Raw genomic sequence first — 25,508 nt, forward strand, 5'->3', positions numbered from 1 at the left:
ACAAGGAGTCTGACATGACCACTACTTCCAGCAGCACAACCAAATACGATCCGGCCACCACCGCAACCCAGCTGGCCACCGCCTATACCGCGGACCGGCAAACCATGCTGACGCAGCAGACTACCAATGCAAAAAATACGGCATCGGGCTTAACAAAACTGCAATCCGCACTGTCCGCTTTTGAGTCGGCTCTCAATACCTTGTCCGCTAAAAAAGGCGTGCTGGCCAATTCTGCAACTTTCAGCAATACCGGCGTAGGTACCGCCACGGCGACAGCCGCAGCCACCGCCGGCAGCTATTCGTTCTTTGTAGAAAAGCTGGCGAGCGCCAACCAGGTCACCTATAGCGGCCTGAGCAATGCCAGCGTCGCCGGCGGCGATACGCTGAAGGTAGCCCTGGCCGGCGGCGCCAGTTTCAATGTCAACCTGGCGGCAGCCGACACCAACGGCGACGGCCTGACGGCCAAGGAAATCGCTGCGGCCATCAATGCGGCAAGCGGTAACAACTCTACAGTCACCGCATCGACCGTCACTGTCGGCGGCCAGTCGCAACTGGTGCTGCAATCCACAGCGACGGGCGCGAACGGCAAGATCACGCTGGACACCAGCCAGATTGCAGCCGGTTCATTGAAAACCGCGCTGGATAGCGGCAATCAACTGGTTCCCGCACAGGATGCAGTGATCTGGCTGGGCGACCAGGGTACGGGCATCAAGCTGCAGCAGAGCTCCAATACCTACAGCGCGATCGACGGCGTCAGCATGACTTTTACCAAGGCGATGGCAAGCGGCGACCAGCCAGTGACGCTGACGGTGGCATCCGACACCAGCGGCACTGCGGCCAACGTACAGGCTTTCGTGGATGCGTACAACACCTTGCAGGGTGTGATGGGCGACCTGACTTCGGTCGGCGATCCAACCAAAAAAATCGCGGCTGGAATTTTCGCCAACGATACTGGGCTGAGCGTATTGAACAGCCGCCTGGGCAGCGCGATGCGCCAAAGCGTGGGGGGACTGACGCTGGCCAACTACGGCATCATCGCCAACCGCGACGGCACGCTGACGCTGGACCAGGGCAAGCTGACCAAGAAAATGGCCAGTGACCCTGACGGCCTGGACAAACTATTCGGCCAGACCACGCTGGGTGCACAGAGCGGCATCTTCGGGGACATGGATAAATACCTGGAGCTGTGGACCAATAGCGCAACAGGCCAGATCACCCAAAGGCAAAACTCGGTCACCAAGCTGCAGACTTCGTTGACCGACCGCCAGGCAACGCTCGATACGCAATACAACAGTGCCTATAAACGCTACCTGGACCAGTTTACCCAGTTGCAGACATTGCAGGCGCAAATGAGCCAGACCACCAGTATTTTTGACGCCTTGTTCAGCAATAGCAGCAGCTAAGGCCGGAAGAACGAAGACCAGCTATTCAACCATAGCATTGACCAGTGAGAAAAAGATGTTGAACTACGAAGCCTATAGCAGTTACCACGCCGTCAACCTTGATGCGCAGACCGCACGCGCGACCCCTGTGCAACTGGTGCTGGTGCTGATGGATGGCTTGCTGGAAGAACTGGCGCGGGCACGGGGCCATATTGCCGGCAAGCGTTTTGAACTGAAGGCCAACAGCCTGGACAAGTGCATAGAAATATTGAACGGCTTGTCCAGCTCACTGGATTTCGAGAGCGGCGGCGAAGTCGTCGCCAATCTCGGCAAGCTGTACGACTATTGCGCATGGCGCCTGTACAAGGCTGGCGTGGCACTGGATCCGGCGATGGTGGATGAGGTCAGCACCTTGCTGAGCACAATTAAACAAGGTTGGCTAGGCGTGCAGGCACGAAATGAATAGGCAACAGCAATTGCTTGGTCTTGCGGCGCGCCTGAAGACCGCTGCCGAGGCAAAGGACTGGCAGGCGCTGCATCTGGCAGACAGGGAGCTGGCAAGCACCCTGCCGCGCCTGGCGGCTGCAGCGGCATGGACTGCTGCTGAGCGCAGCGGCCTGCTCGCCTTGCGCGCAGCACACAGCGAAGCATATCAGCACTGCGCGCTGGAATCCCTGCGGCTGCACAAGCACTTGAATGACATGCAGGCAAACATGGAAGGCTGGATTGCCTACGCCCTGAACGGCGAAAACGACTTAAATGGAAGCAAACAATGACAATCACACTATCAAGCGCTGCGGCACAGGCTGCCCCGCAAGAGCAGGAAAATACGCCTGCGCCAGCCTCAACGATTGATGCTTCCGCTTCGTCCGCAGTTGCATCTGCGGCCACAAATGCCACAACGGCCACTAACGATAGCGCGCCGAAGAATGGCTTGCTGGACGATGTCTGGACCCGTTTCTCGCAAATATTTGCCAGCGCAGGTGCTGCAGCGGACACAGGCGCAACGGATACAACTGCTGGCGCCGACACTGCCTTACGCGCGGATGCCCCCGCAGCTGATGAAAAATCCGCCGATGAGCTTAAAAAGGACACCGACCTGCCCGCGATGGCCTTGTCGCTGATGCCTGCCCTGCTGAATTTCCCTGCAAACGCCGGCATGCCAGCGATGGCCCCGACTCTACCGGGCATGGCAAAGGCAAGCGCCAAGGATACAACAATAGCGGGACTGGATTCCACGACATCATCCGCCACATCGGCCACATCCGCGGCAGGCGCCGCACAGGATTCCGATGCAGGCTTGCTGAATATGCCCTTTCCTGCTGCTGCAGATGCAGGAAGCGGAAGTAACGACAGCAATGCCGCCAGCCTGACCAGCCGCGGCAACATCCGGGCGATGGCCGAAGCATCGCTCGCCGCCAGCGGATCCAGGCAGGCCGATGCTGGCAACAGCGCAGCGTTACCTGCTGCGAATGGCAGCGAACGCAGCAACGGTACAGGCCTGGCCACGGTAGGAAACAACGCCAACGCCAATCTGTGGTCCTCCTCCGCGATCGGCTTTAACAATGCAAACGCGGCAGCAGCCGACACCGTCAAATTGAGCGGCAGCCCTGCGCAGTGGCAGCAACCGCTGAGGGAAGCGCTGGGCGACCGCCTGCAGATGCAACTGGCGCGCAATAGCGAGCAGGCAGTGATACGCCTGGATCCCCCCATGCTGGGCCGGATAGAAATATCCATTCGGCACGAAGCAGGTGCTTTGCAGGTCAATATGAGCGCCTCCAACAATGAAGTGCTGCGACAGTTGCACGGCATAGGTGACAGCCTGCGCCAGGACTTGAGTCACCGCCAGTACACCGACGTCGCGGTCACCGTTACCGCCGCTCCACGCAGCAATAGCGCCGGCACGGATGCAGACGGCCGCCAGCGGCAAGCCGCAAATGGCCGCGACCAGGAGGAAAACATCCCTGGCCGCGCCCTGTCCGATATAGAACAAGCAGCCTCCGGCTTTGCCATGCTGACCGACAAAGAGTGATAGAACATGAAGAACAACGTCAAACTCATCCTCGCTTTCGTTGCCGTCGGCCTGCTGGCAGGCGTGGGAGCAGGCGCAGCCGTCTGGTGGAATATGCCGTCCAAGTCCGCCAGCCCTGCCGCTGGTGCTGCAGCGGCCAAGCCGCCTGCCGACACCAAAATCTACAAATACCTGAACCTGGAAAAAGTGGTCGTGATGCTACGCCGCAACCAGGGAGATTCGGTAACGCACTACATGTCCACGGACCTGGTCATCAAGGTCGCCGAGGACAAGGAAAAGACCGTCAAGGAACACATGCCGCTGTTGCGCAGCATCGCCGTGAAATCGCTGTCCTCCTTCCCTATGGATAAAGCGGAATACATGACGATCGATCAGTTCGCGGCGGAGATCAATCGCGCGTTTGCAGAAAACTATGCGAAAGAGCATAGGGAAAAACCATTTGCAGAAGTGATGATAGGCAAGCTCATCATTGAATGATGACGGCCCAGAAATGAAACAGGCGTGAAACAGTCGTGGAACAAGCGTGGAATAGGCAGACCCTTGGATGAATATCGGGGAAATTGATGGATATGGTGGCAGGAGCTTACGTGGAGTGTGATGTGGCTTATGTAGAGCAATACGCTGAAGTTGCGGCGGTTCCGCTGCTGCACAGCGCGGCGGATGAACAAAAGCATCTGCTGGCTTATGCGCCCCTGGTCAAACGTATCGTTCGCCAGTTGAACTCGCAGATCGCCGGCGCCATAGACCGCGACGATATGGAGCAGATAGGCTTGATGGGCTTGCTGGAAGCTTTGCGCCGGTATGGCGAGCCGGACGGCAATTTCGGCGGCTATGCCAGCCTGCGCATACGCGGCGCTATCCTGGATGAGCTGCGTCGCCAGGACTGGCGTCCGCGTGCGGTGCGCCAGCAAAGCCACAAGCTGCGCGACAGCATACGCGAGTTGACCAGGCAAGTCGGACACGAGCCTAGCGAAAACGAGATCGTCAAGGCATTGGGCATCACCAGCGAAGCCTACCGCGAACATCAGATGGATGAGAACGCGGAGTCGATCGCCAGTTTTGACGAACTATTGCTGGAAATGGGCGGCATCCACGCCGATGCTCCCAGCCCGGAAGAAAAGCTGATCAACAAGCGCAGTCTGGAGCAGGCTTTGCTGAAGCTAGACGAGCGCGAGCAGCGGGTGATACAGATGTATTACGAGTACGAACTGAGCTACAAGGAAATCGCTGCGGTACTGGACCTGACCGACGCCCGCGTCTGCCAGTTGAATAAAGGAGCACTCAGGAAAATGCAGGATTTCCTGAGAAGCGCCTGAACGGACACGGAAGAAAAATGATGAAGAACAGGAAAACAGCATGCAACAACTAGTCGGTATCCTTATTGTCGTGGCTTGCGTCTTCGGCGGCTTTGGCTTCATGGGCGGCACGGCCGGCGCCATCTGGCAACCCATCGAGCTGATCATCATCGCCGGCGCAGCGCTGGGTGCGCTGGTGCTGGGTAATCCGCGCTATGTATTGTCTGAAATGATGGGCCAGTTGCGCAAGATCGTGATGAAGCGCAAGCCAAGCTCCGAATTCCAGCGCCAGTTGCTGCTGCTGATGTACGAACTGCTGCAAACCGCCGCCGGCGGTCTGAAGGCGCTGGACGCGCACGTGGAAGCGCCGCGCGACAGCGAGTTGTTCAAGCGCTATCCGCTGGTGCTGGAAGAGCCCAAGTTGCTGGCTTTCATTGTCGACAATTTCCGCCTAATGGCGATGGGCAAGATCAGTTCGCACGAGCTGGAAGGCGTACTGGAGCAAGAGCTGGAAGCCATACACGACGAATTGTCGCAACCTGCGAAGTCCCTGCACAAGATTGCCGAAGCGATGCCGGGTTTTGGCATTCTGGCAGCGGTGCTGGGGATTGTGATGGCGATGAACACGGTTGGCGAAGGCGCCAATGCAGCCGAGATCTCAGAGCGGGTAGCCGCTGCGATGGTCGGTACTTTCATCGGCATTTTCCTCTGTTATGGCGTGCTGGACCCGCTCAGCAATATGATGAAACAACTGGTCAACCAGGAAGCCTCCACCATGGAATGCGTGAAGGTCGTGCTGGTGACGCACGTCGCGGGTAAGCCCGCACTGCTGGCGATTGATGCGGGACGGCGCCTGGTGCAACTGAATATCAAGCCTAGCTTTGCACAACTGGAGAGCTGGATCAACGCGCTGGAAGGCAACGCCGAAGAAGAGCAGGACAACCAGCAACGCCGCACCGGAGATAGAAAACGTGCAGCCTAACAGCAAACATGACAAACACGGCGAAGCCGTCATCAAGCGTGCAGCACGCAAGCACGATGATGACGGTCATGGCGGCGCCTGGAAAGTCGCCTTCGCCGATTTTTGTCTGGCGCTGATGTGCCTGTTCCTCGTGCTGTGGGTAATGGCTGCGCGCCAGCAGGAAAGCATACAGGAAGTGATGACGCAGTCGCACGGAGGCCAGCTGGACGAAGGCCAGGGTGTCATGGCTGAATCGATGGGCGGCCCACGCGGCAGCATGATAGAACGCAACCCGCTGTCGCGCACCGGCGACTCCGATGCCCCGGGCAAGCAACTCAGCAGCGAAGGCGATGCTACAGACAAGACACGCAACACCAAGGTCCATTACGAATCCGCCAGCGACCTGGAAGCCTTGTCCAGGGCATTGGCCAGCATGAGTGCAGACGCCGGTCTCAGCAGCAATCTGCAATCGGTGATCACTCCTTATGGTCTGCGCGTAATGCTGCATGACACGGACAGGCAAGGCATGTTCGTACGCGGTAGCGCAATACCGACAGACCGCTTCAAGGCCTTGCTGCGCAAAATGGGGCCGCTGTTTGCGCAAATGGATAATCAGATGCTGATCGTCGGCCATACCGATTCGCTGCAGTACGCCGACACCAGCTATGCGGCCTACTCCAACTGGACGCTGTCCAGCAATCGCGCGATGTCGGCACGTTCGCAATTGCTGGCGGGAGGCATGCCTACCCGCAGCGTGCTGCAGGTGGTAGGGATGGCGGACCGCGCACCGCTGGACACCCAGAACGCTGCGGCCGGGCTCAATCGCCGCATAGAAATCCTGGTGCTGACCAGCGGCCAGGCAAAAAATATCGCCGCCATGTTCGGCATGCCGGGTGACACCCAGCCTATCGATAAAGATGTAGATACAGTAATTCCGGACCGCGATCTGCTGAATAAGCTGCGCAACAAACTTCTTCCCGTGAAAGGACGCACTACGAATGGAAACTAGTGCCAGCGACGGCCTCATCACAGATGAGGCCATCCGGCCGGTGAACCAGGTGCAGCCATGACATGCAAACCAGACCAAGAGGCAATCGTATGAGAATTTCAGCAGGTACAGGCTCCATCGGAGCTACAGCGGTAAACCGCCCTGAGGAAACTGCAGCCAGCGAGGCCGTTTCAGGCAATAGCGCCGCTACCGTATCGGCGACTCCCGCAGCAGCAGCCGACGCTCCGCTGCAATCCGCTGTGTTGCAGCCGGCACTGGCAGCAATGCGCGATATGCCGGACATTGATCACGCCAAGGTTGCCGCATTGCGCGATGCGCTGGCCAAAGGCGAAATGCCGTTCAATGCGTCCAAACTGGCGGGCTTGATACAACGTTTCCACGGAACTGAAAAATGAACAAGCCGCTACACAAAGCCAGCGGGGGCAATCCTACCCATCCGCAACTGCTGGGCTTGCTGATGAAAGGCGTCGCAGAAGACGTCAAGACCTACCGCAGTCTGCAGATCTTGCTGGAAGACCAGTTCAACGCCGCGCTGCGCTACCAGGCTACTCAGTTAAATGAGATTGCGGAGCAGATTACCGCTACCGTGGATACGCTGGAACAAAGGCGCCAGCAACGCGTATTCCTGGTTGAAAACCTGCTGGGACCAAACGGCACCGTTGCCGGCGCATTTCCCATACTAACCGGCAATGCGCGCGAAGCCATGGAATCCGGCTGGCAATTGCTGGAAGAACTGGTCATCGACTGCAAGCAACGCAATGTGCGCAATAGCAAGCTGATGATGGACCAGCAAAACATCATGCAAAAAGTATTGCATGGCGATGAAGAGCAAATCTATGCGCCAGGCTGACCTTTACTCTGCCACGATGCGCAGTGCGTCCTCCAACCTGCAGGCAACGGCATCCACGCCGCCAGCCAGGGCGATTGCATCTACTGCGCCTGCGGCTCCCTCAGCTCCTGCAGCCGGTAACAACAGCTTCGCATCTCTGTTCGGCGAAGTGCGTACCGACGTGAATGATTTCATCCAGCACGGTTCTTCTGAAACCGGCTCCGCCGCCTTGTCGACGCTGAGCGCGGAAGGACAGGTATACCGCGAACGTCTGCAAACCACCTTATCGGCGGACAATACTGCAGGCGACGAATCGCAGCAACAATTCCTGGCATCCATTGCCCCATGGGCACAGCAAGCCGGCGAACGCCTCGGCGTTTCCGCCGACCTGGTTGCCGCGCACGCGGCGCTGGAATCCGGCTGGGGCCGCCATCCATTGCGCCAGGCCGACGGCGGTGACACCAATAACCTGTTCGCATTGAAGGCGGCCGGCAACTGGCGCGGCGGCATAGCGCAATCGCTGACCACCGAATATGAAGGCGGCAACGCGCTCAAGAAGACGGAAGCCTTCCGCAGCTATCCGGACCAGGCCAGTGCCTTCAAGGATTATGCGCAACTGCTGTTGAATAATCCTCGCTATCGCTCAGCCCTGAATACCGGCAGCGATGCCCACGCTTTCGCCCAGGGCCTGGCGCGTGGCGGCTATGCGACCGACCCGGCCTATGCAGGAAAACTGGCGCGCATCGCAGACCAGATACAGGCCGGCAGGGTGGCCACCCAACACGATGCAACCGTGGCAAAAACTAATCAGTCGGGGGATTGAGTGGACATCGTCAAGTCGACAGGTTCTACCATTCCAGGCCCTATCACCTTGGCCCGGATGACATTGCCGGTGGAGACATTGCGTACGCGTATGGCTGCGTCGCGCGTGCCCGCCTCCATCGCCTCGCCTGCGACACTGATTTCTATCTGCTCCTTGCGCACCACGATACTGACAGCATCGCCACGCCGCACCAGCACCGGCGCCGCCAGAAAGCTTTGGCGCAGTACATCGCCTGCACGCAGTGCACGCCGGCTGGCCATTCCCGCTGCTGCATCCAGGTCGGAAACCGTATCCGGCGTGGCCGTGACATCATGCCGCTCCAGCACCAGATCAGCCGCAGCCAGAGGCTTGCCCGCCGCAACGGCTGCCACTGCGACCACCACTTTTGCCGACACGTGCGCCCTTACCACATATTCAATCCGCCAGGATTCGGCGGCCCGGCACACTGCCGCGAAACGCATGCGGCTGGGTGTACGGGTATCGACACTCTCGATCAGCACCGCCTGGCCGCAGGCCGTTACCGGCTTCGCATTTTTGACCACGCTGACATCAAACAGCGGCTCGCGCAGGCCGGCGCTGTCCGCCTGGCGCTGCAATTGCTGCGTAGCAGCCGCCTGCACCTGCAAAACCAGCTTGTCAGCCGGGCTATCGCCGGCAGCGAGCGCACTGCCGGTATCGGCGAACACAGCCAATAACAAGCCGGCAAACCGGATGGCCGGGAAGAAAACACTGGAGCTGGATGGCATGGGCCCTACCTTCATTCAATATCCTGCAGCGGCGACGGGAAAGCGCTGCTACGCAAATGATAGACATTTTACATCGGCAGTTCAAACACGGAAGGTGAAGCATGAGTATTAATTTCAAGGATGCGCTAGGAGTACACCCGGACGCTCTCAAACTGCGTGCGGAACGAACCAAGATACTGGCATCGAACATCGCCAACGAAAACACGCCTGGCTATGAAGCGCAGGACATGGATTTCGGCGCGACGCTGCAACAGATCAGGGATAGCGGGGGCACCGGCTTTAGCAGCCCAGGCGCCCTGAGCCTGGATACCGATGCTCCGGACAACCTGTACCGCGTGCCCTACCACCCTACCCGTGACGGCAACACCGTGGAGATCGGTGTTGAGCAAGCTGCCTTTTCTCAAAATGCGTCGGACTTTCAAACCAGCCTGACTTTTATCAACATGCAACTGAAGGGTCTGGCAAAAGCAATTGCCGGACAATAATCATGACATTCAGAAATATCGCTGATATCGCCGGTTCGGCCATGGCGGCGCAGACTGTGCGGCTTAATACCATAGCCAGCAATCTCGCCAATGCCGATTCCGTTGCCGGCAACGAGTCCGATGCCTACCACGCCCGCAAGCCGGTATTCGCCGCCATCATGAGCCAGGGCTCCGGCGACCATGCGGTGGCTGGCGCACGTGTCCAGGTCATGGACGTAGTCCAGAGCAGCGAACCGCTGCGCAAGGCCTATGAACCGGGAAATCCCATGGCCAACGAAGACGGCATGGTGTTCTATCCCAATGTTAACCAGGTGGCCGAGATGACCGACATGATGTCGGCATCGCGTGCTTTTGAAACCAATGTCGAGGTACTCGGCCGCGTAAAGACGATGCAGCAGTCCCTCCTCAAATTAGGAGAGGCTTGATGCAAACCAGTCTTTTGAACAATAACAGCGCGGCCAGCAGCGGCAGCACTTCCAATGCACCTATAGGCAACGGCAGCGACACGTCAGATATGTTCACCAAATTGCTGGTGGCACAGATCAAGAACCAGGATCCGCTGTCGCCGACGGACCCCAGCCAGTTCGTGAATCAATTGGCGCAGTTGAGCCAGACCGAATCGCTGCAAAACCTGGCCAGCCTGACCAGTGCCAATGCCAGCGTGCTGCAAAGCATGCAAGTGCTGGCATTGGGAGCGCAAGTAGGTTCCAACGTCACGGTCAGCACCAATAGCGTCAACCTGGGCACGCAAGCGGTCAGCGGAGCGATTACGTTGGCCAGCGCCTCATCCAAGACCACGCTGGTCCTGACTGATTCTGCAGGTGTAAAGCACAATATGGAGCTCGGCACCCAAGCGCCCGGCACTGTGCCTTTCACCATCGATCCGAAAGCATTGGGCCTGCCGGCGGGCAATTACACGATGGCGGTACAGACTGAAAGCGGCGAGACACCGGCCATCGACGTCGCGGGCCAGCTCAATAGCGTCAGGCTGTCCAGCAGCGGCAGCGTGGTACTGAGCGTATCCAACGTCGGAGAAGTTGCTCCGGCTGCCGTCACAGGATTTAACGGCCATGCAAATGCATCCGGCCAGGCATCTAATTAAACCATTACTCCACTGAAAGGAATTCACCATGAGTTTCGATATCGCATTGTCAGGCATCCAAGCTATCAATAATCAGCTGGACACGATCAGTAACAACATCGCCAACTCCAGCACTTACGGCTTCAAATCCGGCCGCGCCAATTTCTCGTCTATGTATGCAGGCACACAGCCTACCGGCACAGAAATCGGTTCGCTGACGCAAAGCATAGGCCTGAATGGCGGCGTATTGAATACCGGCCGCTCGCTGGACGCGGCAATCAACGGGCGAGGCTTCTTTGTCAGCCGGGATTCCACCGGCGCCATGCTGTACAGCCGTGTCGGCATCTTCTCCAAGGACCAGAACGGCTACCTGGTGGATAGCGCCGGCCGCAATGTACAAGGCTACGCAGTCGTTCCCGGTTCGACAGTGCCTGGCCCCATGGGCGACATACAGATCCCTACCGGGCAGATCCCGGCCAAAGCCAGCACCAAGATGAACTATGTAGGCAACATGTCTGCCGACTGGACGCCGCCGGCCAATCCAACCTTCAATCCTGCGGACAACCAGTCCTTTAACAAATCGGTGCTGTCGGAAGCTTTCGATTCACTGGGAACGCGGCATACAGTCACTCAATATTTTGTCAGGAACGCCACCAATGGCGTGGACACGTATTACTCCGTAGATGGCGCTGCGCCTGCAGCAACGCCAACCACGCTGACATTCAATACCAGCGGCCAGCTGACAGCCCCGACCACACCGGTCACACTGAACCTGACTACCGCCGGCGCCGCTGCTGCGCTGACCGTAACGCTGGATTACACCGGCACGACCCAGTTTGCAGGCGCTGCCACCACCACGACCAACAAAGCAGATGGCTACGCATCGGGCACCTATGTTGACGTCACGCTGGCAAAAGACGGTTCCGTCGTAGCGCAATACAGCAATGGAGAAAAACAGACCGTTGCCACCGTGGCCTTGGCAAATTTTCCGGACGAGGGTTCGCTGACCGCCGTCAATGACACTAGCTGGACCACTTCCAGCGGTTCGGGCGCGCCCCTGTATTCTGCTCCCGGCACCGGCATGGCCGGCGACCTGACGACCAGCGCTCTGGAACAGTCGAATGTGGACATCACTTCCGAACTGGTGGGACTGATGACGTCGCAGCGCAATTACCAAGCGAACTCCAAGGTCATCTCGACCGAGAGCGCGATGATGCAATCGCTGATGCAAGCACTGTAAGCAGAATAGGCCAAGACCATGGATGCACTGATCTATACCGCAATGAGCGGGGCTGAAAGAGCCCTGAATGCCCAGCAGGTTCATGCCAATAACCTGGCCAACATGGAAACCAACGGTTTCCGTGCCAACCTGGAGCTGGCCACCAGCCAGGCAGTACCCGGCTATGGCTACGACGACAGGCATATGGGTCAGCTGCAATCCAGCACCGTGGTCACCCGCCAGGGCACGATCAAGGAAACCGGCCGTGAACTGGATGTCGCCATCACCGGCGACGGCTATCTTGCAGTGCAAGGTCCGGACGGCGAAGCCTACACCCGGGCAGGAGCAATGACCGTGGATGCCAGCGGCGCGCTGACAGTCAACGGCTATCCGGTGCTGGGCGATGGCGGCCCTATCGTCTTGCCGGAATTTACCAGCATCAGTATAGGCAAGGACGGCACGATTTCGCTGCAAAACCCTGGCCAGCAACAAATGCAGCCGGTGGACAAGCTGAAGCTGGTCAAGGCCGATGCTACCGACATTGCCAAAAACGAGGCTGGCCTGATCGTCAGCCGCAACGGCGATACATTGCCGGCAGATCCAACGGTAGTGGTACAGGGCGGCCATCTGGAAGGCAGCAATGTGTCTGCAGTAGAAGAAATGATAGCAACGATGAATTTGAATCGCAGCTTTGAAGTGCAGATGAAACTGTACAAGGCAGCCGATTCGATGACGGATACGGGCAATCGCCTGGTCGGCGCGTAAGCACCGGCCAGTTTGAAATAATTCGTCCGTCATGCACTGCAGGCGGTCTTGAAAGAAATTGAGGAGAAGATCATGAATCCAGCAATGTGGATCAGCAAAACCGGCGTACAGGCACAGGATGCCAAGCTGCAAGCTATCGCCAATAACCTGGCCAACGTCAATACGGTCGGCTTCAAGCGCGACCGCGTCGTGTTCGAGGATTTGTTTTACCAGGTGGACCAGCAACCGGGCGCGCAGCGCGCGGACAATACGCTGGCGCCATCCGGCGTGCAACTGGGTAACGGCACGCACATGGTGGGCACGCAAAAGGTATTTACTACCGGCAGCCTGCAAACCACCAGCCAGCCGCTGGACGTGGCCATTACCGGCAATGGTTTCCTGCAGGTACGCCGCCCCAACGGCGATCCTGCCTACACGCGTGCGGGCCAGTTGCAGCCCGACCAGAACGGCCGCCTGACCAATGCGCAAGGCTTGCCGGTCGTGCCGGAAATCACGCTGCCGCCCAACACCACAGGTATCACCATAGGCGAAAACGGCGTGGTATCGGTTACCACGGGTAGCAGCGCCGTACCTACCGAGGTAGGACAACTGACGCTGACCAGCTTCGTCAATCCGGCCGGGCTGCTGGCGCTGGGTGAAAACCTGTTCCAGGAAACTGCTGCCAGCGGCACGCCGACCGACGGCAAACCCGGCGAAGGCTCGCTGGGCAAACTGAAGCAAGGCGCGCTGGAAGGCTCGAACGTGCAGGTTGTCGAGGAAATGGTCGATATGATTGCCGCTCAGCGCACCTACGAAATGAACACCAAGGTATTGAGCGCAGCCGACAATATGCTGCAGTACCTGTCGCAGGCGGCACGATAATGAAAACCGCCATCCTCAGCCTGACGGCCGTGCTGCTGTGCGGCTGCGCCGCGCCATCGCAGCCGCCCGTGCATCCCGGCCCCAGCGACGAGCCGCCGCCGTCGGTGCAGACCGCGCAGCGTAAAGGCCAGTCCGGCGGCGTCTTCGTGCAGGACACTTCCTGGTCGCTGACCTCGGACAGTCGCGCCTTCCGCACCGGCGACGTGGTCACCGTGATGCTGGAAGAAACTACCCAGGCCAGCAAGAAAGCCGACACCAGTTTCGACAAGTCCGGCAATGTGGCAATCAAGCCGGTGGTCGGCCTGGGCGGCAAGACATTCAAGACGGACCTGGGAGCGGGAGCACAGCGCGACTTCGCGGGCACCTCGTCCAGCACGCAGCAAAATACCTTGCAAGGCGCCATTACCGTCATCGTGCAAGAGGTGCTGCCGAACGGCCTGCTGCGCGTGACCGGCGAGAAGAGCCTGTACCTGAACCAGGGTGAAGAATTCCTGCGTTTGCGCGGCTATGTGCGTTCGTCCGATATCGACGCCGACAACCGGGTCTCCTCGCAGCGCATTGCCAATGCACGCATTGCCTATTCCGGCACCGGCGCACTGGCAGACGCCAACTCTCCCGGCTGGCTGACACGGTTCTTTGTCGGCCCCTGGATGCCATTCTGAGATCAACACCATGAAGCTACAACGGACTGCCTTATTTTTATTCAGCCTAGCCCTGATGCCTGCATTAGGCCTGGGCCAACAGGCGTTTGCCGCGCAAACACTGCGCAACCTGATCAGCGTGGAAGGCGTGCGCGAAAATCCGCTGATCGGCTACGGCATCGTGGTCGGCCTGAACGGCAGCGGCGACAGCACGCAGGTCAAATTTTCCAGCCAGTCCGTTTCCAATATGCTGAAGCAGTTCGGCGTCAAGCTGCCGGACGGTGTAGACACCAAGAGCAAAAACGTCGCTACCGTCATGGTCAGCGCCGTATTCCCGCCCGGCTACCGCAAAGGGCAGAATATCGACATCACCGTCTCTTCGCTGGGCGATGCCAAGAGCCTGCGTGGCGGCACCCTGCTGCTGACGCAATTGCGCGCGGCCGACAATGAAGTCTATGCGCTGGCCCAGGGCAATGTCGTGGTCGGCGGTTTGAGTGCGCAGGGCAAGAGCGGCTCCAGCGTCACCGTCAATACGCCGACTTCCGGCAGGATACCGAATGGCGCCAGCATAGAACGCGAGATCGAGACCGATTTCGATACCCGCCCCACAGTCAGGCTCAGCCTGCGCCACCCGCACTTCCAGACCGCGACCAATATTGTCGACACCATCAACCGGCGCTTCGGTGACATCGCCAGCACCCGCGACGCCACCAGCATCGATGTGATCGCGCCCGGCAATCCGACCCAGCGTGTGGCCTTTGTCGCCAAACTGGAAGGGCTCGCAATAGACGTAGGCACCGACGTGCCCAAAGTGATATTCAACTCCCGCACCGGCACTGTCGTGATCGCAGAGGGCGTCACGGTCAAGCCGGCAGCGGTATCTCACGGCTCGCTGAAAGTAGTCATTTCCGAAAACTCTTCCGTCAGCCAGCCGGCACCTTTCGGCAAGGGCCAGACTACGGTAACACCGCAGTCGCGGGTTGCAGTAGACCAGGGCAACGGCCACATGTTCAAGTGGCCGGCCGGCGCCAAGCTGCAGGTGATCATAGACGTGATCAATAGCATAGGCGCCAGCCCGGATGACATCATGGCCATCCTGCAGGCACTGGACCAGGCAGGCGCCATCGAAGGCGAACTGGTCGTTATATAAAGGTCCCAGGAGCGCACATGAATAATTTATCCAATATCGCTACCGCCGGCACCGGCATGATCGCTGGCGATACGGAAGAAAAAGCATCCGTTGTATCGCCGGCAGCCAATCCCGGCGCTGATGCCAATTACAAGGCCAAGGCGACAGAAGCTGCGGTCAAGTTTGAAGGCTTCTTCATTGCCCATATGCTGCACCAGATGCGCTCCAGCACCCGAGAATTGTCTTCCGAAGATAGCGTGTTCAAGGATCAGGTCAATAGCGACATGCTGGATATGGCCGACACCCTGGTGGCGGACAAGATGGCAAGCCAGCGTGCCTTCGGCGTTGCCGATGCCATTCTGCGTCAGTTGCTGCCGCCGGCAGCAGGAAACAATACAAATCCGGCAACATCGCCGCCCGGTTCGGCAGGGATGGCGATGGCTACGGCAAGCGCCGTGCAATTGCCAAATAAAAAATGAATATGGCATTTAATTCTGCTTAAAAATTGGTCGCCCTTCCCCAATAAGGCTATTACGGTCACCTTTACCCTCTGCCGGACATGAACGGGGGCTGTCGCCATCCACAGAAAGACCATTGCACAATGAGTATTATCAATAATGCACTGACTGGTGCTCTCGCTGCCCAGGTGGCACTCAATACCACCAGCCAGAACGTTGCCAACGTCAAGACACCCGGCTATACCCGTCAGGGCGTGCTGCTGTCCGCGCTGCCGCCGGGTGCAGGTCCGCGCTCGGCCGGCACCGGCGTGGAAGTCTCTTCTTTATTGCGTTTCAGCGACGGCTACAAGAGCCAGCAGATGTGGCGCGCCGCATCCGACCTCGGCCAGCGCTCCCTGCCCCAGCCCTACCTGACCCAACTGGAGCAAGTAATGGGCAATGATGCGTCCAGCATCAGCAGCGGCATGGATGATTTTTTCAAGGCGCTCAATGCTGTCAGCGTTGATCCCACGTCCACACCGTTGAGGCAGCAGGTGCTGACGACCGCCAATTCCATGGCCCAGCGCATCAACAGCATCAACAACGTGATGAGCAACCAGCGCCTGTCGATACAGCAGCAGCGCACAGCGACCATCCCGCAAATTAATGTCCTGACACAGAATATCGCTACGCTGAACCAGAAAATCGCGTCGGCGCAATCCAATGGTACTAATACCTCGGCGCTCATGGATACGCGCGACCAGGCGATAGACAGCCTGGCCAGCCTGGTCGGCCTGGAAGTTATCGACCAGCCGAATGGAACGCGCAATGTATCGCTGAGCAGCGGCCAGCCGCTGGTGGTTGGCGGCACGGCCTCTACCATGTCGGTTACAGGCCTGGCCAGCGGCGCCCAAAGCCTGCAATTGAGTTTTGCCAACCAGACCTTCAGCCTGGATGGCATGAACCTGGGCGGGCAGCTCGGTGGCCTGAGTGATTTTGAGAACAATGTGCTGCTGCCTTTGCAGCAATCGGTATCCGATATCGCATCCCAGCTCGCCACCAATGTGAATGCGCAGTTGGCGCTGGGTTACGGCATGGGCGGCGCAGCAGGCGGAGCGCTGTTCGTCTATGACCCGACCAGCAGCAGCGGCATGCTGAAACTGGACAGCACGGCAACGGCTGCCAACCTGGGATTTTCTGCCGATGGCACGCCCGGCAATAGCGGCAATCTGCAAAAGATCATTGATCTGAAAAACCAGCCGATTACTGTGACATCGATAGGCAGCGTCATCCTGGGTGATGCCGATACGCAGATCGTCGGCAAACTGGGTGTGGACAGCCAGCAGAATCAGTCTCTGCTGGCAACAGCAACGACGGTACGCAACCAGTCGGTGGATGACTGGAGCTCTACCAGCGGTGTTAACTCGGATGAAGAAGCAATCAATCTGGTGGAATACCAGAAGATGTACCAGGCGAACATGAAAGTCATTTCTGTCGCCAACTCCCTGTTCGACGCCACTCTGGCGATGATGGGCTGAGTTTAAGGAAAGTACAAGGAAGAAGCCATGCGCATAGCCAGCACCCAATACGAATCAACGATGTTACGTTCCCTGCAGTTAAATCAGGGAAAAACGGCATCGCTGACAGCACAGATGGCATCGGGACAGAAAATACAGTTGCCATCGGACGATCCGATTACCAGCGTGCAGCTATCGCGCCTGACTCGCGAGGAAGCCACCATTTCCCAGTACCGGGATAACATAGGCTCGTTAAAGATACGCTTGCAAAAAGGCGAGGCTTACCTGACCGGAATGAACAACGATATGCAAGAAGCACGCGACCTGCTGGTATGGGCATCGGACGGCGGCAATGCATCGGCCGACCTGAACTCCATGGTAAATTCCATGCAATCCTTGAAGGATAGCCTGTTCTACTCTTCCAACAGCAAGGATACCGAAGGCAATTATGTGTTTTCCGGCACAGCGACAAACCAGCCGACGATCACTTATGATCCTGCGGCCCCGCTAGGCTCACGCTATACGTTCACCGGCAATACCGCGCAACAAAACGTGGTGGTAGGTAACGGCATCACGCAGGCTGCTAATACCGATCTGCAAGGTATGGAAACCCTGCTGAACCAGATGGACAACACGATCGCTGCATTGCAGGTACCGGGTGTCAGCGCCAATAACCCGGCTGTGCGCGCGACGCTGAACGCCAATCTGGACGGCATCGATACAGCAATGGGCCTCGTCAGTGTGAAGATCGCCACTTTCGGAGGCACGCAGAATATCCTGTCGACCCTGGATAGCAACCACAGCAACGTCAGCCTGTCCAACAAGACTGCCGAACTGGACCTGGGTGAACTTGACTACAGCGCCGCAGCGATCGACTTGAACGGATACACCTTGGCCTTGCAGGCTACGCAGAAAGCCTATGCCAAGGTCAGTGGCCTGTCCCTGTTTAACGCGCTTTAAACCTATGCACTTTAAACCTATGTACTTTAGACCTTATGCACTTTGAACCGGCCTGAACGAAATGCAAATCGCCCCTCTCAATTCATCCTCAAGTATGGCTACCGGCAAATCCCGTAGTGTGAGTCTTGCCGATGATCTTGGCGTCGCTGCTGCCAGCGAAGTCGCCGAGGGGCAGCCTGCAAGCGTAAGCGGCACAGCAGTATCAGCCACTGCTACCCCTGTATTACGCAGCGGACTCAGCCATTGGGACCAGGGCCTGAACGGTGAGTTGGCCAGCGCGCAACAGACGCTGGACTTCCTGGACCAGAGCGCCAGCCAGTTGCAAAGCCTGAAATCCGAACTCAGCGCCAAACTGGCCGGGCAGCAAACCCGCGATAATCAACTGGACGCCAAGCTGCGCCAGTTCAGTACGACCTGGGATCAGCGCCAGACCCGATCCGGCGGCAGCCTGAGTTCGCAGCTTGCCTACAGCAGCCCGGCTCCTGCCGTGCAGCGCTTCAACATACGCGGCCTGAATATAAAGAACCTGCAAAGCGGGGGCAAGGAAACCCTGTCTTTTTCTGTGGGCGGAGCAGGACAATCCCTGCGCTCGGTGAATATCGACCCCGGCCTGTCCGCCGACGAAATAGTCCAGCGATTTGACCAGGCACTAGCGCCGGCAAATATCCGCGTCAGCGCAGATGACTCCGGCGCATTGGTGTTCAGTACCGGCGAAGCGGACTGGGCTTCGTTGCGGGACACGCTTTCCATCAAAGGCGACGGCATACGCTTCCCTGCCGGCCAGTTGAATCGCGTCAGGCCGGATGCCGAGCCGGCTGCCATCCAGCCCGCGGGCTGGCAGATTTCCGATGTAGAAAGCATGCGCCAGACTTTGTCCCAGGTGGTACAAGCGCTGAACCGCCTGATGCATGCGCGCGAAGCAGTCAGCCGCGCTCTGGCCCAGGCAAACAGCCGGGTTGACCGTGCAGCACCGTCGGATGATGCGGCAACGCTGAGCAACCTGGCAAACAGTTTTGCAGCAAGCACCAGCCAGCCGGACTATACGTCCTTCTCTTCCATTACCGCAGCCCTGCTAGGCATCAGCCGCGACCGGGTATTGTCGCTGCTTAGCCTGCGCTAAGCTGGCGCACAGGTCCGATCTACCATCGAATCCACTGCCGGCAACACCTGAAGCCTATTCAGTATTACACTCTGAAAAAGGCTTGACCTTCCCACAATAGCAAGGTCTATGCTGATGTTTCACAAACCAGCAACGGGAGTTTTCAAATGGTCGTACTACAAGTTGAAGAAATGAGCTGCGCGCATTGCGTCAGCATGGTTACCAAGGCAGTACAGAGCGTAGATAGTGCTGCCAGGGTGGATATAGACTTGGCAAGCAAGAAAGTACAGGTTGATTCGCAAGCAGACGTGACGGCAATCGCAGACGCAATCAACGACGCAGGCTATCCTGTGACTAGCAGCACGACAATGTAATGCCGCCGTTAGGCATCATTCAGAAGCGGGGCAGGATATCTCCCAGACCCCGTTCTTATCCCTTCGGCGCCCCTTCCTGCTCTTCGGCTGTTCTCCTGCCGCCCTCCGGCTTCTCGCCCTCTTTTACACCCTCGTATCACATCGCTGAAGCATGCAATTCAGTGCCCGCCATGCGGATGACAGGCAGCGCCGTCCTTGCGACCCAGATCTTGCAGGATGGGACAATCCGGCCGCTGGTCGCCGGCGCATTCTGCGGCAAGATGATGCAGGGTATCGCGCATCTCGGTGAGTTCACGGATGCGGCGTTCAAGATCCTGCACATGCGCCTGCGCGATCGTCTTGACGTCGGCACTGGCACGCCCGGCATCCTGCCATAGCGATAGCAGGTCCCGTATCTGGTCCAACGAAAACCCCATGCTGCGGCTGCGTTTTACAAAACGCAGCGTGTGCAGGTCTTTGTCACTGTAGGTACGGTATCCGGCGTCGCTGCGCTGGCTTTGCTTGATCAGTCCTATGCTTTCGTAGTGCCGTATCATCTTGGCTGTCACGCCACTGGCGCTTGCTGCCTCTCCAATATTCATGCCTGACTCCTTCGTTTCTGGTTACACGTCCTGTTGCCTATGCCTTGGGCTTCCAGCGGCGCAGCAGCAAGGCATTGCTGATCACGCTGACAGAGCTAAACGCCATTGCAGCGCCTGCTATCATAGGATTGAGCAGGCCAAACGCCGCCAGTGGAATGCCAACCAGGTTATAGATAAATGCCCAGAACAGGTTCTGGCGTATCTTGTTGTACGTGCGGCGCGAAATATCGATGGCATCGGCTACCAGTGTGGGATCGCCGCGCATCAGCGTGATTCCGGCGGCCTGCATTGCCACATCAGTACCGGTTGCCATGGCGATTCCCACATGGGCGGCGGCCAATGCCGGTGCATCGTTGATACCGTCGCCGACCATCGCCACTTTCCTGCCCTCGGCTTTCAGCTCCACGATTTTAGCTGTCTTGTCAGCCGGCAGCATGCCTGCAAAAACCTGGCCTATGCCCAGCGCATCGCCGACCAGCGTGGCGCTGCCTTGGTTGTCGCCGGTCAGCATGACAGTGCGGATATGTAATGCGTGCAGACGGTCGATAGCTACGTGCGCAGCAGGTTTTATCTCATCGCCGAAGGCAACCACCGCCAGTACTTGCCTGATCGGAGCGACCGATGCCAGCCAGGATACGGTATTGCCCTGGGCTTCCATGCGCGCCGCTTGCTGCAACAAAGCAGCCTGATCCATGTCCAGTTCCTGCATCAAGCGCGCGCTCCCCAGCCGCAGGTCCAGGCCGTCCACGACGGCAGACAGCCCCCTGCCCGGCAAGGCCGTTACCTGGCTGGCCGGCATGGCTTGCACGCCCTGGAGCTGCGCCGCCTCCACTATCGCGCGGGCCAGCGGATGTTCGCTGCCAAGCTGGATAGACAGCATCAGTTGCAAGGCGCGCTGCCGGTCCAGCGTTACCGACTCCATCCCCTGCAGCACCGGCCTGCCTTGAGTCAGCGTGCCGGTTTTATCAAAGACGACCGTATCTAGCGAATGGGCAAGCTCCAGCGCCTCTGCATCCTTGATCAGGATGCCGTATCTGGCGGCAACGCCCGTACCCGCCATGATCGTTGCAGGCGTCGCAAGGCCCAGCGCACAAGGACAGGCAATGACCAGCACTGCCACGGCATTGATGATGCCCTGCTGCGCATCTCCGCTGACCAGCCACCAGCCCAGGAAAGTGATCAGCGCCAGGACCAGTACGACAGGCACAAATACCGCGCTGACGCGGTCGACCAGTCTTTGTATGGGCGCCTTGGCCGATTGCGCATCTTCCACCATGCGTATGATGCGCGACAGGGTCGTTTCTGCGCCGGTCGCCGTGGTACGCACCAGCAGCAAACCCTCTGCGTTGATGGCGCCACCGGTGAGCTTGTCGCCCGGCTGTTTCGCAACGGCCAGGCTTTCACCGGTGATCAGGGACTCATCGACGTGGCTGCTGCCCTCGGTAATGACACCGTCTACCGCAATGCGTTCACCCGGGCGTACCAGCACGATATCGCCGGTCTTCACCAGGGATAGCGGCACGTCCGTGTCCTGCCCATCACGCCGCACTCTCGCAGTATCGGGGCGCAATGCCTGCAAAGCGTGGATGGCAGACGTGGTCTGCCGCTTGGCGCGCGCTTCCAGCCATTTCCCCAGCAAGACCAGGCTGATGACGACAGCGGAAGCTTCAAAATACAGATGCGGCATGGCACTGGCGCCATTTCCCTGCATGCTGCCGATCAGTTGGAATACGCTGAGGCCGTAAGCGGCGCTGGTACCCAGCGCCACCAGCAAATCCATATTGCCGCTACGCGCCAGCAGTGCCTTCCAGCCTGCACGGTAAAAGCGGGCGCCGAACCAGAACTGCACCGGCGTCGCCAAGGCGAGTTGCAGCAAGCCATTCAGCATCATGTGCCTGCCGCCGATTTCGGCCAGCATGGGCAGTACCAGCGGCAAGGACAGCAAGGCGGACAAGATGACCGCCCAGCCTTCGTGCTGGCCCTTGCGGCCGACTGGGACAGTGCCGGCATCCGCGGCTTTTTCACGCGCGTGGTAGCCGGCCTTGTCGATTGCGGCAATCAGGCTGCCTACGTCCACATTGTCCAGTGTTTTCACGCGCGCGGCTTCGGTAGCCAAATTGACACTGACATCAAGTACGCCCGGAATCTTGCGCAAGACCCGCTCCACCCTGCCCACGCAAGAGGCACAGGTCATGCCTTCGACATCCAGGTCAAGCTCATGCTGCACCAGGCTGTAGCCTGCTTTTTCTATCGCTTTCTGCAAAACCGGCATATCGAGCTGAGAATGGGCCAGTACGCGCACCGATTCGGTTGCCAGGTTGACATTCGCCTGCGTGATGCCGGGCACCGCCGCCAGTGCCTTTTCCACGCGTGTCACGCAGGAGGCGCAACTCATCCCGCCTATGCCAAGCGTGAATTGCTGGTCTTCCGCGACCATCGTGCCGGGAGTTAAAGTATTCGCCATGATCGATATTCCCTGTGTTTCTCTGTATATAAGATGACATATACAGTATTGACCCTCCCATGATGGGAAGGTCAAGAACTATCGACATTATACTTTTTTGAAGGATCCGGGCCGGACGGCCCGGAGAGGCTTAGTGCTGTGACTTAGTGCTGTGCTGCCTGTACCCTGGTATCCGGCAGGAAGGCGGCAATAATGCCCAGCAGCGGCAGGAAAGAACAGATCTGATATACAAAGGCGATTGTTGTCTTGTCAGCAAGTACGCCCAGTACCGCAGCACCTATACCGCCCATGCCAAACGCAAAGCCGAAGAACAAGCCGGCTACCATGCCGACTTTACCGGGTATCAATTCCTGTGCGTACACCAGGATCGCGGAGAAGGCCGAGGCAATGATGACGCCGATAATCACCAGCAGCACGCTGCTCCAGAACAGGTTGGCATAAGGTAAGGCCAGCGTGAACGGTGCGGCGCCGAGGATGGATACCCAGATGACTGCGCGGCGGCCTATCTTGTCACCGACCGGTCCACCGATGACGGTACCGGCGGCCACTGCTGCCAGGAAGATGAACAAATGGACCTGCGCATCCTGTACCGACAACTGGAATTTGCTAATCAGGTAAAAAGTCAGGTAGCTGTTGATACTGGTCAGGTAGAAATATTTGGAAAACACCAGCAGCATCAGGATACTGACTGCAGTGATGACTTTTTTGCGCGGCAATCTCGCCTGTACGCTTGCAGTATGTGATTTTCTGGTTGCCGGATGGTCGCGATACCAGCGGCCGATCTGGAACAGGATGAACATCGCAACCAGCGCAGCGATCGATACCCAGGACAGGCTATGCTGGCCGTGGGGAATGATCAGCCATGCGGCCAGCAAGGGTCCGAGCGAGGAACCGAAGTTGCCGCCTACCTGGAACAAGGATTGTGCCAATCCATGGCGCCCGCCGGAAGCCATGCGTGCTACACGGGAGGCTTCCGGATGGAAGATGGAGGAACCGCAACCTACCAGCGAAGCTGCAATCAGCAGCACAGGGAAACTGGTGGCCATCGACATCAGCAGCAGGCCGGACAAGGTAAAGCCCATGCCGATAGGCAGCGAGAAAGGCTTGGGATATTTGTCCGTGTAGTTGCCGATAATGGGCTGCAGCAGCGAAGCGGTAATCTGGTAAGTCAGCGTGATCAGGCCGATCTGTGAAAAGCTGAGATTGAAATCCGCTTTCAGCATCGGGTAGATCGCCAGGATCAGCGACTGGATCATGTCATTCAACAAGTGCGATACGCTGATCGCGCCCAGCACCGGGAATACTGTCGCAGCCACTTTAGCGGGTACCGCGGATTTATTGGCTGCCGACGACATGTCGGCGGCTGGCATGGGAATGGAAGTCTGGTCTGCGGCTTGCATGGATTGCCTTTCAAACGAAGCAAATGGTAAGTATTTAACACTGATGCCGTATTATTTCCTATTGATCAGAAACAATCAGGACATATTTTGTCTTCAGACTGACATTTTCCTCCAGATTCCACATAAAGTTACATTTACAACATCACACTATTGAACTAAAACCGTGCAAAAATACTGCCTGGAGAATGGCCTTGGCACGAACTTGCAGAGGCCAAAAAGCAGGAACCGCACTTGGGGTCGGCAGCATCCCTCGGATAAAACGGTCTGAAAATAAAGCAGTTATAGAAATCAGGGTCTGGATGAACACTATGCGGCATAGCAATACCGAAGATGCAATAAGAGATGCAGTCCTGCAGTTTGAAAACGCCTTTAGCCCTCTGATGAAAAGGGCACTATGGACACTATGAGCACCTTGTCCAAACCCGATACCGGTACATGGCTGGTCGCAGATATCGGCGGCAGCAATGCCCGCTTCGGCATGCTGGACGGCAAAGGCGCTGAAATCCGCCACGTAAAAAAACTCGCCGTTGCCGACTATGCCAACCCGTCGCAGGCAGCCCAGGCCTACCTGGACGAACTTGCCGCTTCAATGGGCACTGCCTACCGGCCACCGAGCAAGGCAGCATTTGCGATAGCAACCGCCGTCACCGGCGACCGTGCCGAACTGACCAACAGCCCCTGGATTCTTTCCCGTACAGAAGTTGAGGCTAAACTCAAGCTTGATTCACTGCTGGTGCTCAATGATTTCGAGGCCCTGGCCCTCTCCTTGCCCCGCCTGCAAGCATCACAGCTAAAGGTTTCCGCTCCGCTGCCGGCGCCCCATGGCAAGCTGGCCGTGATCGGCCCAGGCACTGGCCTGGGAGTGGCCAGCGTAGTCCAGACCCGCCATGGCTGGATTGCGCTAGCCGGCGAAGGCGGCCACGTCACGCTGGCGGCTGCAGATGACTTTGAGAGTGCGCTGCTGGCACATGTGCGTAAGCAGTTTTCGCATGTGTCGGGAGAGAGACTGCTGTCCGGCATAGGTTTGCCGCTATTGCACCAGGCAATTGCCGCAATGTCCGGCAGCCCTGCTGCAGTGCTGAGTACCGAGCGCATCGTCGAGTACGGCCTTGATGGCAGCGATGCTGTATGCCGGCAGACACTGGACGTGTTTTGTGCGCTGCTGGGCAGCGTGGCCGGCAACCTGGCATTGGTGCTGGGCGCCAGCGCAGTGTATATAGGCGGCGGCATTGTGCCCCGCTTTGGCGATTATTTCTTTCAGTCGCGCTTCCGCGAACGCTTTGAATCCAAGGGCCGTCTGCGCAGCTATATGGAAAACATCCCTAGCGCCGTCATCACCGATACGCTGGCTGCGCTGACAGGTGCGGCTGTGGCTCTGGAGCAGCATGATATGTAGTACGGCATCCCGATAGCGCCAT

At 58.3% G+C, this 25,508-nt stretch carries 29 protein-coding genes; 25 read left to right on the forward strand and 4 right to left on the reverse strand.

Annotated elements, in window-relative coordinates:
- Positions 1-14: 14 nt before the first annotated feature.
- From fliD to IEW12_RS11145, 11 genes are all read left to right on the forward strand, one after another.
- The gene (gene fliD / locus IEW12_RS11095) at positions 15-1,403 is read left to right on the forward strand and encodes a flagellar filament capping protein FliD (protein WP_188566119.1); all 1,389 of its coding nucleotides are present in this window, start codon (positions 15-17) and stop codon (positions 1,401-1,403) included.
- Positions 1,404-1,458: 55 nt separating this feature from the next.
- Positions 1,459-1,848, forward strand: a complete 390-nt coding sequence (gene fliS / locus IEW12_RS11100; RefSeq protein ID WP_188566120.1) for a flagellar export chaperone FliS — start codon at positions 1,459-1,461, stop codon at positions 1,846-1,848.
- Positions 1,841-2,158, forward strand: coding sequence for a hypothetical protein (locus IEW12_RS11105; protein WP_188566121.1), 318 nt, complete (start codon positions 1,841-1,843; stop codon positions 2,156-2,158). The genes fliS and IEW12_RS11105 overlap by 8 nt, the downstream gene beginning before the upstream one ends.
- Positions 2,155-3,414 carry a flagellar hook-length control protein FliK gene (locus tag IEW12_RS11110; protein ID WP_188566122.1) on the forward strand — a complete coding sequence of 420 codons (1,260 nt, stop codon included), beginning with the start codon at positions 2,155-2,157 and terminating at the stop codon, positions 3,412-3,414. Before IEW12_RS11105 ends, IEW12_RS11110 begins: the two co-directional genes overlap by 4 nt.
- A 6-nt stretch (positions 3,415-3,420) precedes the next feature.
- On the forward strand, positions 3,421-3,891 hold the full coding sequence (locus IEW12_RS11115) for a flagellar basal body-associated FliL family protein (protein ID WP_188566123.1): 471 nt from the start codon (positions 3,421-3,423) through the stop codon (positions 3,889-3,891).
- An 86-nt stretch (positions 3,892-3,977) separates the two neighbouring features.
- Entirely contained in the window at positions 3,978-4,730 is a 753-nt protein-coding gene (fliA, locus tag IEW12_RS11120; RefSeq protein WP_371874531.1) for an RNA polymerase sigma factor FliA, read from the forward strand.
- Between the two features lie 40 nt (positions 4,731-4,770).
- Positions 4,771-5,691 (forward strand): flagellar motor stator protein MotA, encoded by a 921-nt coding sequence (gene motA / locus IEW12_RS11125; protein WP_188566124.1) that lies wholly within the window; start codon positions 4,771-4,773, stop codon positions 5,689-5,691.
- Positions 5,681-6,679, forward strand: coding sequence for a flagellar motor protein MotB (locus tag IEW12_RS11130; RefSeq protein ID WP_188566125.1), 999 nt, complete (start codon positions 5,681-5,683; stop codon positions 6,677-6,679). The genes motA and IEW12_RS11130 overlap by 11 nt, the downstream gene beginning before the upstream one ends.
- Before the next feature lie 89 nt (positions 6,680-6,768).
- Positions 6,769-7,074 (forward strand): flagellar biosynthesis anti-sigma factor FlgM, encoded by a 306-nt coding sequence (flgM, locus tag IEW12_RS11135; RefSeq protein WP_188566126.1) that lies wholly within the window; start codon positions 6,769-6,771, stop codon positions 7,072-7,074.
- Positions 7,071-7,529, forward strand: coding sequence for a flagellar export chaperone FlgN (flgN, locus tag IEW12_RS11140; RefSeq protein WP_188566127.1), 459 nt, complete (start codon positions 7,071-7,073; stop codon positions 7,527-7,529). The genes flgM and flgN overlap by 4 nt, the downstream gene beginning before the upstream one ends.
- On the forward strand, positions 7,501-8,331 hold the full coding sequence (locus tag IEW12_RS11145; protein WP_229751044.1) for a glycoside hydrolase family 73 protein: 831 nt from the start codon (positions 7,501-7,503) through the stop codon (positions 8,329-8,331). The genes flgN and IEW12_RS11145 overlap by 29 nt, the downstream gene beginning before the upstream one ends.
- Here IEW12_RS11145 and flgA read toward each other — a convergent pair.
- Positions 8,316-9,092, reverse strand: coding sequence for a flagellar basal body P-ring formation chaperone FlgA (gene flgA / locus IEW12_RS11150; protein WP_229751045.1), 777 nt, complete (start codon positions 9,090-9,092; stop codon positions 8,316-8,318). The genes IEW12_RS11145 and flgA overlap by 16 nt on opposite strands.
- An 86-nt stretch (positions 9,093-9,178) precedes the next feature.
- Between flgA and flgB the strand changes: the two genes are divergently transcribed.
- From flgB to IEW12_RS11215, 13 genes are all read left to right on the forward strand, one after another.
- A complete protein-coding gene (gene flgB / locus IEW12_RS11155) occupies positions 9,179-9,562 on the forward strand; it encodes a flagellar basal body rod protein FlgB (protein ID WP_188566128.1) in 384 nt (127 codons plus the stop codon).
- Between the two features lie 2 nt (positions 9,563-9,564).
- Entirely contained in the window at positions 9,565-9,987 is a 423-nt protein-coding gene (gene flgC / locus IEW12_RS11160) for a flagellar basal body rod protein FlgC (RefSeq protein WP_188566129.1), read from the forward strand.
- Positions 9,987-10,664 carry a flagellar hook capping FlgD N-terminal domain-containing protein gene (locus IEW12_RS11165; protein ID WP_188566130.1) on the forward strand — a complete coding sequence of 226 codons (678 nt, stop codon included), beginning with the start codon at positions 9,987-9,989 and terminating at the stop codon, positions 10,662-10,664. Before flgC ends, IEW12_RS11165 begins: the two co-directional genes overlap by 1 nt.
- 28 nt (positions 10,665-10,692) lie before the next feature.
- Positions 10,693-11,883 (forward strand): flagellar hook protein FlgE, encoded by a 1,191-nt coding sequence (locus IEW12_RS11170; protein ID WP_188566131.1) that lies wholly within the window; start codon positions 10,693-10,695, stop codon positions 11,881-11,883.
- Between the two features lie 18 nt (positions 11,884-11,901).
- On the forward strand, positions 11,902-12,627 hold the full coding sequence (gene flgF, locus IEW12_RS11175) for a flagellar basal-body rod protein FlgF (protein ID WP_188566132.1): 726 nt from the start codon (positions 11,902-11,904) through the stop codon (positions 12,625-12,627).
- Positions 12,628-12,699: 72 nt separating this feature from the next.
- The gene (flgG, locus tag IEW12_RS11180) at positions 12,700-13,488 is read left to right on the forward strand and encodes a flagellar basal-body rod protein FlgG (protein ID WP_188566133.1); all 789 of its coding nucleotides are present in this window, start codon (positions 12,700-12,702) and stop codon (positions 13,486-13,488) included.
- Positions 13,488-14,150, forward strand: a complete 663-nt coding sequence (flgH, locus tag IEW12_RS11185; protein WP_188566134.1) for a flagellar basal body L-ring protein FlgH — start codon at positions 13,488-13,490, stop codon at positions 14,148-14,150. Before flgG ends, flgH begins: the two co-directional genes overlap by 1 nt.
- Before the next feature lie 55 nt (positions 14,151-14,205).
- Complete coding sequence (locus IEW12_RS11190) at positions 14,206-15,279, forward strand: flagellar basal body P-ring protein FlgI (protein WP_229751046.1); 1,074 nt, start codon at positions 14,206-14,208, stop codon at positions 15,277-15,279.
- Positions 15,280-15,296: 17 nt separating this feature from the next.
- Positions 15,297-15,737 (forward strand): rod-binding protein, encoded by a 441-nt coding sequence (locus tag IEW12_RS11195; protein WP_229751047.1) that lies wholly within the window; start codon positions 15,297-15,299, stop codon positions 15,735-15,737.
- Positions 15,738-15,859: 122 nt separating this feature from the next.
- The gene (gene flgK, locus IEW12_RS11200) at positions 15,860-17,233 is read left to right on the forward strand and encodes a flagellar hook-associated protein FlgK (RefSeq protein WP_188566136.1); all 1,374 of its coding nucleotides are present in this window, start codon (positions 15,860-15,862) and stop codon (positions 17,231-17,233) included.
- Positions 17,234-17,260: 27 nt separating this feature from the next.
- Positions 17,261-18,172, forward strand: coding sequence for a flagellin N-terminal helical domain-containing protein (locus tag IEW12_RS11205; protein ID WP_188566137.1), 912 nt, complete (start codon positions 17,261-17,263; stop codon positions 18,170-18,172).
- Positions 18,173-18,233: 61 nt separating this feature from the next.
- Positions 18,234-19,292 (forward strand): hypothetical protein, encoded by a 1,059-nt coding sequence (locus tag IEW12_RS11210; protein WP_229751048.1) that lies wholly within the window; start codon positions 18,234-18,236, stop codon positions 19,290-19,292.
- Positions 19,293-19,438: 146 nt separating this feature from the next.
- Positions 19,439-19,645: a heavy-metal-associated domain-containing protein gene (locus IEW12_RS11215; protein ID WP_188566138.1), complete on the forward strand. Its 207-nt coding sequence runs from the start codon at positions 19,439-19,441 to the stop codon at positions 19,643-19,645.
- A gap of 158 nt (positions 19,646-19,803) precedes the next feature.
- On the opposite strand, the gene cueR is transcribed toward IEW12_RS11215, so the two are convergent.
- The 3 genes from cueR to IEW12_RS11230 form a co-directional block, all read right to left on the reverse strand.
- Positions 19,804-20,226, reverse strand: a complete 423-nt coding sequence (gene cueR, locus IEW12_RS11220; RefSeq protein WP_188566139.1) for a Cu(I)-responsive transcriptional regulator — start codon at positions 20,224-20,226, stop codon at positions 19,804-19,806.
- A gap of 37 nt (positions 20,227-20,263) precedes the next feature.
- On the reverse strand, positions 20,264-22,690 hold the full coding sequence (locus IEW12_RS11225; RefSeq protein ID WP_308789124.1) for a heavy metal translocating P-type ATPase: 2,427 nt from the start codon (positions 22,688-22,690) through the stop codon (positions 20,264-20,266).
- A 143-nt stretch (positions 22,691-22,833) separates the two neighbouring features.
- Positions 22,834-24,045: an MFS transporter gene (locus IEW12_RS11230; RefSeq protein ID WP_229751123.1), complete on the reverse strand. Its 1,212-nt coding sequence runs from the start codon at positions 24,043-24,045 to the stop codon at positions 22,834-22,836.
- A gap of 439 nt (positions 24,046-24,484) precedes the next feature.
- Here IEW12_RS11230 and glk point away from each other — a divergent pair, with 439 nt between their 5' ends.
- Positions 24,485-25,486 (forward strand): glucokinase, encoded by a 1,002-nt coding sequence (gene glk, locus IEW12_RS11235; RefSeq protein ID WP_229751049.1) that lies wholly within the window; start codon positions 24,485-24,487, stop codon positions 25,484-25,486.
- Positions 25,487-25,508 lie beyond the last annotated feature (22 nt).

The sequence above is a fragment of the Parundibacterium terreum genome (assembly GCF_014636315.1).
Classification (GTDB): domain Bacteria; phylum Pseudomonadota; class Gammaproteobacteria; order Burkholderiales; family Burkholderiaceae_D; genus Undibacterium; species Undibacterium terreum.